Origin of the sequence: Chryseobacterium fluminis, from assembly GCF_026314945.1 — a bacterium.
GTDB lineage: Bacteria > Bacteroidota > Bacteroidia > Flavobacteriales > Weeksellaceae > Chryseobacterium > Chryseobacterium fluminis.
Genome location: NZ_CP111121.1, coordinates 532,312 through 544,569, shown reverse-complemented (window position 1 = coordinate 544,569; position 12,258 = coordinate 532,312). Strand labels below are relative to the sequence as shown.

The 12,258-nt window shown below is 37.4% G+C and carries 13 protein-coding genes; 9 read left to right on the top strand and 4 right to left on the bottom strand.

What is annotated here, in order from left to right:
* Positions 1–49 precede the first annotated feature (49 nt).
* The 3 genes from ODZ84_RS02530 (at position 50) to ODZ84_RS02520 (ending at position 3,454) form a co-directional block, all read left to right on the top strand.
* Positions 50–949, top strand: a complete 900-nt coding sequence (locus ODZ84_RS02530) for a TssN family type VI secretion system protein (protein ID WP_266175444.1) — start codon at positions 50–52, stop codon at positions 947–949.
* Positions 950–972: 23 nt separating this feature from the next.
* Positions 973–2,112 carry a hypothetical protein gene (locus ODZ84_RS02525; protein ID WP_266175443.1) on the top strand — a complete coding sequence of 380 codons (1,140 nt, stop codon included), beginning with the start codon at positions 973–975 and terminating at the stop codon, positions 2,110–2,112.
* A 169-nt stretch (positions 2,113–2,281) separates the two neighbouring features.
* Positions 2,282–3,454 (top strand): aminotransferase class V-fold PLP-dependent enzyme, encoded by a 1,173-nt coding sequence (locus tag ODZ84_RS02520; RefSeq protein ID WP_266175442.1) that lies wholly within the window; start codon positions 2,282–2,284, stop codon positions 3,452–3,454.
* A 38-nt stretch (positions 3,455–3,492) separates the two neighbouring features.
* Here ODZ84_RS02520 and ODZ84_RS02515 read toward each other — a convergent pair whose 3' ends face one another.
* A complete protein-coding gene (locus tag ODZ84_RS02515; protein WP_266175441.1) occupies positions 3,493–4,149 on the bottom strand; it encodes a metal-dependent transcriptional regulator in 657 nt (218 codons plus the stop codon).
* Positions 4,150–4,231: 82 nt separating this feature from the next.
* Between ODZ84_RS02515 and ODZ84_RS02510 the strand changes: the two genes are divergently transcribed.
* Positions 4,232–5,266 (top strand): threonine aldolase family protein, encoded by a 1,035-nt coding sequence (locus tag ODZ84_RS02510; protein WP_266175440.1) that lies wholly within the window; start codon positions 4,232–4,234, stop codon positions 5,264–5,266.
* Positions 5,267–5,308: 42 nt separating this feature from the next.
* Here ODZ84_RS02510 and ODZ84_RS02505 read toward each other — a convergent pair whose 3' ends face one another.
* Together ODZ84_RS02505 and ODZ84_RS02500 are read right to left on the bottom strand one after the other, a co-directional pair.
* A complete protein-coding gene (locus ODZ84_RS02505; RefSeq protein ID WP_266175439.1) occupies positions 5,309–5,812 on the bottom strand; it encodes a hypothetical protein in 504 nt (167 codons plus the stop codon).
* A gap of 191 nt (positions 5,813–6,003) precedes the next feature.
* Positions 6,004–6,561, bottom strand: coding sequence for a DUF4256 domain-containing protein (locus ODZ84_RS02500; RefSeq protein ID WP_266175438.1), 558 nt, complete (start codon positions 6,559–6,561; stop codon positions 6,004–6,006).
* A 1,215-nt stretch (positions 6,562–7,776) separates the two neighbouring features.
* On the opposite strand from ODZ84_RS02500, the gene ODZ84_RS02495 reads away from it, so the two are divergent.
* The 5 genes from ODZ84_RS02495 (at position 7,777) to ODZ84_RS02475 (ending at position 10,893) form a co-directional block, all read left to right on the top strand.
* Positions 7,777–8,313 carry an RNA polymerase sigma factor gene (locus ODZ84_RS02495; protein WP_266175437.1) on the top strand — a complete coding sequence of 179 codons (537 nt, stop codon included), beginning with the start codon at positions 7,777–7,779 and terminating at the stop codon, positions 8,311–8,313.
* 120 nt (positions 8,314–8,433) lie between these two features.
* Complete coding sequence (locus ODZ84_RS02490; RefSeq protein WP_266175436.1) at positions 8,434–8,721, top strand: HvfA family oxazolone/thioamide-modified RiPP metallophore; 288 nt, start codon at positions 8,434–8,436, stop codon at positions 8,719–8,721.
* A 75-nt stretch (positions 8,722–8,796) separates the two neighbouring features.
* A complete protein-coding gene (locus tag ODZ84_RS02485; protein WP_266175435.1) occupies positions 8,797–9,636 on the top strand; it encodes an HvfB family MNIO-type RiPP peptide maturase in 840 nt (279 codons plus the stop codon).
* Positions 9,614–10,375: an HvfC/BufC N-terminal domain-containing protein gene (locus tag ODZ84_RS02480; RefSeq protein WP_266175434.1), complete on the top strand. Its 762-nt coding sequence runs from the start codon at positions 9,614–9,616 to the stop codon at positions 10,373–10,375. Before ODZ84_RS02485 ends, ODZ84_RS02480 begins: the two co-directional genes overlap by 23 nt.
* A 110-nt stretch (positions 10,376–10,485) precedes the next feature.
* Positions 10,486–10,893: an HvfX family Cu-binding RiPP maturation protein gene (locus ODZ84_RS02475; protein ID WP_266175433.1), complete on the top strand. Its 408-nt coding sequence runs from the start codon at positions 10,486–10,488 to the stop codon at positions 10,891–10,893.
* A gap of 146 nt (positions 10,894–11,039) precedes the next feature.
* Here ODZ84_RS02475 and ODZ84_RS02470 read toward each other — a convergent pair whose 3' ends face one another.
* Positions 11,040–11,993 (bottom strand): manganese catalase family protein, encoded by a 954-nt coding sequence (locus ODZ84_RS02470; protein WP_266175432.1) that lies wholly within the window; start codon positions 11,991–11,993, stop codon positions 11,040–11,042.
* Positions 11,994–12,258 lie beyond the last annotated feature (265 nt).

Here is a 12,258-nt window from a genome sequence, read left to right as displayed (position 1 = left end):
TTTACTATATTTACAAGCACCAATACAATATAAATTTGAAAAAAGACCAATGGAAATTTCTTCAGTAAAAGGTATCTTCTTAAGGTATATTCTAATGCCTTTATTTGCAGTAATCATGATGGTGATTTTAGGAGTCATCAGACGGAATAAGCCTGCCATAAAAATCAAAACCATTATCATATACGTGCTGCTTTGCAGCCTTTGTCTTGCCCTTCCGGGATTTTTCGGATTTGCTGGAAATCTATTTAACCCATACTGGTATCTGATCGCGCAGATTATATATCTTATTCTGGGGATTATCCACGTTAACTTATTGGATATTTATTTTAAAAAGCATTTTGAATCGCAGTCTAATAGTATCTTATTCGAATCGATCCTGACCCTTACCTGCATAGGCTTTGGAGGATATCTCTTCTATCTGATTTTTAACTGGATGAGTAAAGGTATGGGGTATCCTGTTATGGCTGCTACCAGTATATTTATCTTTGTAGTGCCCATGGTATTCCATTACTGTTATGTACAGTTTATCAGTATTCCGGTTGATATCTATAAGACCTGGAGATATTCCCCTGATCAGAGGCTTCCGGATTTTGAAGGCGCAGATTTTGACCGTCTGATGGTACTCAATGTAGAACTCAGCAAAAATCTTGAAGATGCCAACAGATTTAGAATTAAAGCTAAAACTTTACCTACCGGCGTAACTTTCGGAGATTGGTTTTACAGGGTGGTAGATGACTATAACCATAAAAACCCAAATTCTATTATCCATCTTTCAGATCAGGAAAAAGACCCGTACTACTGGATATTCTACACCAAGAAATCATTTTTCAGTTTCCGGAAATATATTGATTTCGATCAGGATATCTCCGCAAATGATATTTCAGAAAATGAAGTTGTTATTTGCAAAAGAGTAATCCAGCATGAGGAAGAAGGACTTAGAAAAGCATAATCACATATATTAAAAGTATTACTATGATACAGTCTATTAAACATTTTGCAATCAACTGGGTAGACGGGATGAAAGTTTCCCAGCGCCACTTGAATGATCAGGATAACTTTTTAATTGATACCATCAGAGATGCCAATTCATTGGGGATCACTACATATAATTACGGGCTGTTACCCATTTCGAACGAATTTACGGACCGGACAATTTTTGATGTTCATAATACGGCAACCAACGATGTACAGCTGGTGATCAAGCACTGCAGTGCCATTACGATGGCCGGTTATAGGATTGAATTGAATGACAGAAGAGTAAGCGTAAAATCACTGGCGAAATCAATGAACGAAGAGCAGGCAGACGGAGATTATTATATATTAATTTCTGTAAATCCTTTTGATAAGGTGCCTTTTGGAGATATTGATCCTGAAGAAATTCCGCCACGCCATCCGAATACGCAATCCAACCATCATATTGAATTATTACCTGTCACTTCTCTGAACAGCAGTTATTCGGGAGGTAATTATCTGATTATCGGAAAAGTGGACTTACGCGGAAATATCGCTCAGGTGGATTCTAATTTCATTCCTCCGTGTACCTCGGTTCAGAGCCATCCTTCAATATTGGATTTTTACAACAGTTTTGCTAAGTCCATCGGAAATCTGCAGCAGTATGCCTTTAAAATTATCCAGAAAACATCGCACAAGAATCAGAATACCGCGCTGGCACAGAACGTTAAGTTTTTGTGTAATACCATGATCGATACATTTGGTGACATGTACTTTCAGTTCAGAAACGTTACCCCGTACCAGCCGCCGATTTTTTTGATTGAATCTTTTGCGAAACTGGCCCTTCGACTGTATAATGCAACGCAGGTCCTGGTTCCCGCTGAACTGGAAGAGATGCTGAATTATAGCCTGGAGTGGAGTGAGATTGCTCCCCACACCTTATTAAATCAACTTTCTATTGTCGCTGAAACCAATTATGACCATCACAATTGTGGCGAACCTATGCTGTATATTCAGCAAATGCTGAAAAGTCTGGAAACGATCTTCTCCAAACTGAGCGAACTGGATTATATCGGTCAGCGAAAAGAAAACATCATTGTTAACGAACAGGAAGTTTCTTCAAACAACAATCCGAAAAGGGGCTGGAGCGTTCTTGACTAAACCTATCCCCAACTTAAACTTTATATATCCCGATAACGAATTTCGGGATTTTTTATGGAGAATGTCTTTCCATAACCGGAAAATCGTTTAGACAGGGAAGATACTTGTCAACGGATATTTTACATTCAGCAAATTGTCAGCAAAATATGGCATTAATAATAACTCACAAATGGATATAAATAAACTACGAGCAGATATCAGAGGTCTTGAGGATGGTAAAATTTTCCTGAATAACGCAGGATCCTCACTGATGCCAAAGATAGTGGTGGATTCGATGACTGAATACTCACACCAGGAAGAGCTTTATGGCGGTTATGAAGCAGCTCATATAAACGCACATATGTTGGAACAGTTTTATGATGAAACGGCGAAATTAATTAACTGCAAATCCTCCAATATTGCTTTTGCAACCAGCGCTACAGATGCCTATGCAAAAGCTTTGTCCAGTATTATTTTCAAAGAGGGAGATTGTATCATCACAACGGCAGATGATTATATATCCAACCAGATCGTTTTTATTTCCCTGCAGAAAAATCTGAAGGTGAAAGTGTTCCGTACAAAAAATCTTCCTGATAACGAACTGGATCTTGAAGATATGGAAAACCTGATCAGAGAACATCATCCGAAATTAGTGGCAGTTACCCATATTCCTACCAATTCAGGTTTGATCCAGGATGTCGAAGCAGTCGGTAAGATCTGCCGGCAATATGATATTTTATATCTGGTGGATGCCTGTCAGTCTGTGGGGCAAATGGTGGTGGACGTACAAAAAATAGGTTGTGACTTTCTTACAGCGACAGGAAGGAAATTTATGCGTGGGCCGAGAGGAACAGGCTTTTTATATGTCTCTGACAGGCTGCTGGAACAGAGTTATGCGCCTTTATTATTGGATATGAGAGGAGCCCATTGGTCAGAATATGATGATTATGAATTATTTCAGACGGCAAAAAGATTCGAACACTGGGAAATTTCTTACGCTTCACTATTAGGTTTTATAGAAGCTGTGAAGTATGCGAATGCGGTCGGAATGAAAAACATAGAAGAGTATAACAGGAAATTATCAGAAAAACTAAGAGCTGATTTACAGGATAATGGTTTTCAGACCTGGGATATAGGCAATCACCTGAGCAGTATTGTCACTTTTTGTAGCCAGGATGGAGATCTGGAAAATATCCAGAAAGTTTTGAAAAAAAATAATGTATTTTTTTCAGTGACCTATAAAAATTCGGCTCTGATAGATTTTACTAAGAAAAACATCGATGGTATTGTACGATTGTCACCCCATTATTACAATACATCCAAGGAAGTAGAAACCGTTTCCGGGATATTAAAATCAATATGACTTTGATGAATTCCGGACAGCGAAAAATATCAACGGAACTATTTTTTAACCAGAATTTTTTCCGTCGCTTTTCTGCTTAAAATTTCATGCTTCCCGTGGACTTCCACTGTGACAGATTTGTCGAAATTTTCTATTTTAACAATTTTTATTTTAGTATTTAACAGTAATTTCCTTTCGGTGAGATAATTTAAAAACGCATCATCAGAAAGAGTAACCGACGCAAAGATCACCTGTTCACCCACCTCGCAGTTGCTCAGCTTCTGTAAATCCTGGTCGATAATATTCCCGTCCTTATCAGGAATAGGTTCTCCGTGAGGGTCAAATTTCGGATAATTAAGAATTTCATCCATCTTATCAAAAAAAATCTGCGAATGTACATGCTCCAGCTGTTCGGCAATTTCATGAACATTTTCCCAGCCGAAATTCATCTTTTGTACCAGAAACATTTCTGTAAGTCTATGTTTTCGTACCACCAGAGCAGCCTCACATCTTCCTTTTTCAGTGACGATCAAAGGTTTATAGGTTTCGTAAATAACCCATCCCTTATCAGCAAATTTTTTCATCATATTATTAACACTCGGCATTTTAACATTTAAAAATTTGCTAAGTTCATTAATCGTAACTTTCTTTTCCTTGTCTACCAAGTGGAATAAAGCTTTCAAATAGTTTTCTTCTGTAAGTGTTATTTTTAGCATGTTAGATGATTTTAATGACAAATCTAACAAAATATTATGAATTATTAATGATTGTTCTTTTAACTTTTTTTAATTTTACCTAATGAAATTTTCATTTAAAAATGATTATTCGGAAGGTTGTCATCCCAATATTTTAGATGCACTTGTCCGTTATAATGTTGATCAGCAGGCCGGATATGGAGAAGATGCATATTCTTTAAAGGCTAAAGAATTAATCAGAAAAAAAATTAATAATCACAATTCAGAGGTCTTTTTGGTCTCCGGAGGAACTCAGGCCAATCTGATTGTCATTTCTGCTGTTCTCAGACTATACCAGGCAGCTGTTTCGGCATCTACAGGACATATTTTAAACAACGAAACCGGCGCCATAGAAGCTACAGGGCATAAGATTTTAAGCATTGAAAAACAGGATGGCAAACTTACTCCGCAGGATATTATCCCGGTGTTGGAAAATCACCGGAACATTCCTCATCAGGTTATGCCTAAACTGGTTTACATCTCCAATTCTACAGAGCTGGGAACCATCTACGGTCTTCAAGAACTGGAAGAACTGTCCGCATTCTGCCGGGAAAATAAGCTTTATCTTTTTATGGACGGAGCGAGAATGGGGCATGGCCTTACGTCTGAAATCAGTGACCTGACCCTGGAAAAAGTTGCGGAGCTTACCGATATTTTCTATTTAGGCGGTACCAAGAACGGGGCGCTGATCGGGGAAGCAATTGTAGTTAATAATAAGGAGCTTCAACAGGACTTTGCCTTCAGTATAAAACAGAAAGGTGCGTTGCTCGCCAAGGGCAGGCTCCTGGGCATTCAGTTTTTGGAACTGATGAAAGATGATCTGTATTTTGATCTGGCCAGGCAGGCCAATCAACAGGCCATGAAAATGAAAAAAGCAATGGCAAAAAGGGGAGTGGCGTTCCTGGCAGATACCTATACCAATCAGATTTTCCCAATTTTAAATAATCATCTGATCGAAATTCTGTCCGAAAGATTTGAGTTCTATGTCTGGAAAAAAATGAATGAGGAATATTCTGCGATACGCCTGATCACTTCATGGAACACCAGTGACATCGCTGTCAGGGAATTTATAGAAATTATTGAATCTGAAATGATATAAAATACAGCCTCAAATGGCTGTATTTTTTATGAATTACCTTATTTATTTTAAAGCTTTTGCAACTACCTTACAGTCAGCGATCTTTAACAGTCTTCCGTTTCCGTATTTTACGTTGCTGTCATTCGCATACTTTGTTCCGGTCTCCTGATCCCGTTCACCGATTCCTTCGCTAAGGCCATCTTTGGTCTGAAGAAAATAAATATCATTTGTATTTCCTGTTTTGCCTTCAGCAGCAAAATCATAAGTCAGCTTAAGCGTGTCTCCCGACTTAAAGCCGGATAAATCACCTTTATTACTGTCTTTTTCATTGTTTTTAGTGGCCATTTTACCGGAGATTGTTCCCAAATTGTCATCGATAGTCACAAAAACAGTATCTTTTCCGGCAATGCCCATATAGCAGAACGATTTTGTTCCCAGAGTATCAGCGACACGTTCTGTCGCAGCAGCGGTATCCTTACCGGGAATCTCTGTTTCAGGAGCTTCGGTTTTCTTATTACAGCTCATCACAAAAAGAGATAATGACCCTAATATGATTAATCTTTTCATACCTTATATAATGTTTATTCAAATTTCTATAGGCTAAAATAACAATACTATTTTGATGTGAGTGTAAAATGATGTCAATAAAAAATTAATTTTCTATCCAATCGGACATTTTATAAGCATATCAATTAAACTGTAGTTCTGAAGTCTGCATGTGAAAGTTACATCTCCTGTATAAGGTGCAGGCGCCTGTTTTACACTCTTAAAACTCCGCGAAATCCCCTTGCTGCATAATAGGAATCAGCACCGTTATGGTACGTAAAAACAGTGTTATACCTTCTGTCACAGAATAATGCACCTCCGAGTTCCCGGATGTGGGAGGGTGTCTTTATCCAGCTTGAAGTTTTCAGATCAAAATTCCCTAATGCCTGAAGTTGCCGGTATTGATCTTCCGATAAAAGTTCGATTCCCATTTCCGAAGCTTTATCAATAACATTATTTTCCGGTTTATTGGCCTTTCTGCTTTCCCAGGCCTGGTAATCGTAACAGAGACTTCTGCGTTTCGGACTCTCAGGGGAGCAGTCAAAGAAGATATATTCATCGTTTTTTTTATCATATCCAACCACATCAGGTTCGCCCTCCGTTTGTTCCATCTCATATAATGACCATATTTTCTCAGGATTCTGCTCCAGTCGGTACCTGATTTTTCCCCAGTCAAGCCCCTGGTGACGGGATTTATTTTTTTCAAATCGATCTTTTAAGATCTCCAGTAATTCATTACTCTGTTCGGAAGTTATATGGCTGTTTTTCATTGTAAGGATAAGTTGAGAGGTGAAGTAAATGTAATAAAAATAACGATAGCACTGCATCTGAAATGATCACAAATCGCTCTCAAACCGATTTTTCAGTAAAATTTCAATTGTAATCAGTGATTTTAAAAAGATTAGCAAGCGTCAGGAATAATTTAAAAGGGTAGCTGTGATTAAGATTAGCATTATATATTGATTTTCAATAGATTAAGTATTTATAAGTTTGGATTACAAAATGATATTATTTTCAGATTCATTTTCATGGAGTATCTGAATTTTGCTGCTATTTTAATCATAAACTTAAATGATGAAAACCTATGAAGAGTGAACATAAAAAATTACCGGCATGATACGGAAAATCAAGGTAACTATCATCAATCTGAAGAAATGTAGCCAATTGTAATACAGCATAGAGGAAGGGCCGAAATGGATCATAGAGCTGAATATCAGAAGCATACAGGCACTTAAAAATAGTATTAATAGCTTAAAAGGCGAATGATTGATTAAAGGCTTTAAAAGGGCTTAAAATGAGGAATAATCAATAAATTAAATACTAATCGGACTTCATATTAAAAGTCCTATAATTTATATTATGTTAAATTGTATATCTTTCAGCATTCTGAATTTCCGCTTCAGGATTCACGTTTGGTCCAGATTATTTAAGTCATTCTTTTTGAAATTATGCATCAAGAACTTTACAAGCTGCTCTGCCATTTTATTTCCGGGAAGACTTTTAAATCACTCCCACTTTCCATAAAATTTCATCAGTAGCTTGGTTTTCTAAGCTCTACTGTTCTCTGATATGATTTATTTGAAAATAATGATTTCTATGAAATTGTCTGATGAGATTGTTCTACCGGCGCAAAAAAAATACTTTTATTTAATAAATCTTATGAAAGTTAAATTCACGCACTTATGATACAATCGTTCGTAACATGCTATTTAATAAATAACTTAGGTTCCTTATTGCATATTGTTAATCAGTTTTCTGTGAGCAGCATCAAAATCATTAAATAAAATATATTTTACTTATATTTGATAATCAATGGAATAAAATATTTTACAGGACCTGCTAGTGAATCATACCCATTCATACTTCGGCGATTCTGTAATCAATATAGTTAATTAATGCGTGCGTGAATCGGAATTTCTGATAATGATTCCAAGCATCTCGTATATTACCATGTTCTCTTGATGAAAATTCAGTAAAAACACATAATGAAAAATATAATTCAGGATCTAAAAGGTGAAAACACCAATGCTTTCGGGAATCTTTACAAAGAGTATTTTCCGGTGGTTAACCGCTTTATAATTCACAATAAAGGGAATATTGAGGACGCAGAAGATATTTTCCAGGATACGATGATTGTCCTTTTAGAAAAGTTACGGCAGGATAATTTTCAGTTGACCGCCTCAATCAAAACCTATATCATGGCCATTTCAAAGAATCTATGGCTCAAAAGACTTAAAAATAACCGTTATGAAACGGAATTTTCCGAGACTTACACCAATAGATTTTACGAAGAAATCAGCCTTGCCATTGAAAGTGAAAAATCATACATGGACAAACTGCAGAATCTGTTGCACAAAATAACAAAACATTGCCAGGGACTTATTCATGACATGTTTTTTAAGGAAAAAACAGTAGAGGAAATTCAGAAAAATTATGGTTATTCTAATAAGCATACGTTACAGAACCAAAAGTACAAATGTGTCGAGCAGATTAAAAAAGTGAAAGCAGAAGAAAATTTATAATTTTTGTATTTGATTTTCAAATACTTAAAAAAAATCATCCGATCTCCGGGTGATTTTTTTGTTTTGTGGGTATTAATATACAGACAGCAATTTTGCTACACAATTTTAAAATTTAAAACAATGAAAAAACCAGCAATTTTAGTAGGAGCTCTTGCATTAGGAGCATTTACATTGGGAACCAACACCGCTTTTGCAAATGTAAAATCTTCAGATGCCCACTCGGTCGAAGCTACCTGCGGAGGCAAAGAAAAAAAGAGTACTGAAGCAAAATGTGGTGACAAAAAAAAGACCGAAGCCAAGTGTGGCGACAAGAAGATGGATGCTAAAACCAAAGATGCCAAGTGTGGCGAAGGAAAATGTGGCGGCAAAAAAACAAAAAAGGAAATGAAAAAAGCCAAAAAGGCTTAAACATTGGTCATCTGACCACCGGCAGATCATGAATCTGATCTGCCGGTTTTTATCCATTCATAAAATGAAATTAAAATGGTAGGAATTGGTTATAGAAAAGAATTCTCGCAGACATTTTTGAACAATGGTGTCCTGCAGCCGGATTTTATAGAAGTAGCGCCGGAAAACTGGCTTGGAATAGGCGGCTACTGGAAACAGGAACTGAAAAAAGTATTGAAGAAATATCCGCTCTACTGCCACGGTCTTTCCCTTTCCATAGGCAGTCCGGAAGGTGTGGATATCGGCTTTGTAAAACAGGTCAGACAGTTTTTGGAAGATACTGATGCTGTTCTCTATTCCGAACATCTCACTTTTTCAAAAGTAGATAATGCTCATTTGTATGATTTATTGCCTATTCCTTTTACGCAGGAAGCGATAAACAGAGTTTCTGAAAACATTCTGCAGGTACAGGATATTTTAAAGAAACCATTGATTTTAGAAAACGGAAGCTACTATACGGTTTTGGAAGCCGAAATGACTGAAGAGGATTTTATTAACGAGATTCTGGACAAAACCGGATGCGAGCTGTTGCTGGACGTCAATAATGTCTATGTGAATGCATTTAATCATCAATATGATGCAGAAGAATTCATCACACAGATGCCGTTGGATAAAGTGAAATACATTCATATGGCAGGACATTACCAGGTAAATGAGCAATTAATTATCGATACCCACGGCGCCGATGTGATAGACCCCGTATATGATTTATTCCGGTTTACTGTAAAACAAATCGGAAAAGACATCCCTGTTTTACTGGAAAGAGATTTTAACATTCCGGAACTCAATATTCTTCAAAATGAGATCAGTAACCTTAAAGCTATAAAAAATGAAATCCTAAACGCTGAATACCATGTCGTACAGAAAGAACAATAAAACATTTTCTCTGCAGACAGATCTCGCCCTGTATTGCAGGACCGGAATGAATGAGCCGGAAACTACCATTCAGCAGCATACGGTTCATTACAGAAGACTCGTGTATAATGTTATAAAGGATACGCTCAGCACGGCATTCCCTTTGACCAGAAGGCTTATCGGAAAAAAAAGATGGAAAAAAATGATGTTTCATTTCTTTAAAAACCATAAATGTCAGACTCCACAGGTATGGAAGCTGCCAAAAGAATTTTCAGACTACTTTCAGAAAGAGGAATTTCCTTTTAAAAAGGTTTTCCCGTTTCTTAAAACCCTGCTGCAGTATGAATGGCTGGAAATCGAAGTGTTTATGATGGAAGATCTGCCGGTAGATGAATTCAGGACAGAAAAAAAGTCTGCAGATGACATTATTATTCCCAATCCTGAAATCAGAATTCTATGCGCCGAATACCCTGTTCATCTGAAAAATATCAAGGAAATTACAGAAGAAGACCGGGGACAGTATTTTATTTCTATTCACAGGGATTTTTACTCCAAACAGGTAATGTTTAACGATCTTACCTATCCGGTTGTGGAAATTATCCTGAAAGCTAACGAAGACTACTCCACCGGTAATGACTTCATTAAATTACTTTCCAGATATGATAAAGACATTCAAAAATCAACTTCCTTTTATACAGATTTTGAGCAATTCGCACTACAAAACAATATTTTTTTAGGCTTTCGGGATAAAACAACATAAGAAGTATGAATATAATCAAAAGGGTATTTCAGATCTTGCCCATGAAGAAATATAGATCACCTCTTACTTTAATACTCTGACATCATTAATTTCGATAAAAAATACAGAAAATGATTAATCCGCCTCATAAAATACAACACATTGTACTGCTCACCATACGCTTCGTCCTGGCCTACGGATTTTTCAAACCAGCCTTGATGAAAATAACCAATATCCATAGTATTGCCGACTGGTTTACAAGTATTAACATCCCCTTTCCTGCCCTCAGTGCCTACATAACGGCAGGAACAGAAAGTATCGGCGTTATTTTCCTTACACTCGGATTGTTCACGAGATGGATTTCTATCCCTCTGATCATAACAATGACTGTTGCCATTGTTACGGTACATCTCGAGAATGGCTTTGAAGCCGGAGAAAACGGTTTCGAAATTCCGTTATACTATATCATAATGCTTGTGACACTTTTTAGTTTCGGCGGTGGAAAATACAGTTTAGACCAGTTCTTAAAATCGAATTGATAATAACATTTAAATCACAACTACAGAAAAAAATACAAACCTAAGTGATAAATTTAAAGTTTCCTGATCTAATTCCAATATAAAGCCCATAAAAACATGTTTTTATGGGCTTTTTAATATATTATATCGACAAATTAAGGTGCAAACTATTCATCTTTAGTTCCGTTAATGCCAATATTCTGGTTTGTTTTACCTCCGGATTCCTTAAATTCCGTAAAGGCATCCGCTAAAGCCTGTAATTCCGCATCGAGCCCTGGAGCAAATTCTTCAGGACGTTCCGGTGCCTGCGGGATTGGGAATGATTCACGGGGTTCTTTCAACGTGGTAAGTTGGGTACCATCATTAAAAGGCGATGGGCCGCTGAAAATCTGTTCCATCATCGATCCGTCTAATCGGAAAGTGTACTGCTCTCTGTGCAGTCCGAGATCCATTAATCTTCTCACTTCCGGAAACTGTGAAGAGTCGAATTTAGGAGCAGGCAGAATCTTACCCCAATCGACACCCAGTTTCTCCAATGCCTTCGCAAAAGCCGCCTGATGAGCTTCATCACGCACAATAAGGAATGCGATGGTGGCACGCAAGGTTTTATTGCTGCTCATCTGATAAATCCGGCTCTTCTGGATTCTTCCGGTAGCTTCAAGTACCAGGTTATCCATAAGATCCAGCACGAGGTTTCCGTGGTTATGAACATAGCTTCCACTCCACGGATTCCCGGCAGCGTCTACCGGTAATGCCGACTGAGCTCCCATAATGTAATGATGCGGGTTTTGCTGTTCTTTCGCCATATTAAGAGCTACACTGCCCTCCTCGTCGGATGATCCGAACTGGTCTTCCTGGAATCTCGCGGACCCGTCCAATAACTGTGAAATCGTTTTTGTTATCAGTTCCACATGGGAAATTTCCTCAATACCTACTCCCTGAATCAGATCCATATAGGGGGTAGCATTCCCCCGGAAATTAAAGCTTTGGAACAGGAACTGCATCATGGTACGCATTTCGCCGAACTGGCCTCCCAATCCTTCCTGCAAAGCATTAGCTGCTGATGGATCCGGTTCGTCTGGTACAATAGGGTTGATCAAATTTTGTGAATGGTAAAACATATATTTTATTTTTTGGTTCACTTTAAATCAAGCTAACATTGTGCCATTTATCACGTCTTTAGCAGCCTAACAATTTGTAAATTAATACGTTATGATTCAGGTCATAAAATGAGACATTTTTGAAATATGCTGATTAGATGCAGTTCTTACTATGTGTCCGATCAGTCATATTTTGCTCAGATCATCCCGAAGATTCCGGATAACGACATCCGATGAAATTTATCCGGGTCTTAAAAGAATTTTTAAACTAAAAAAAGTGCAGTCT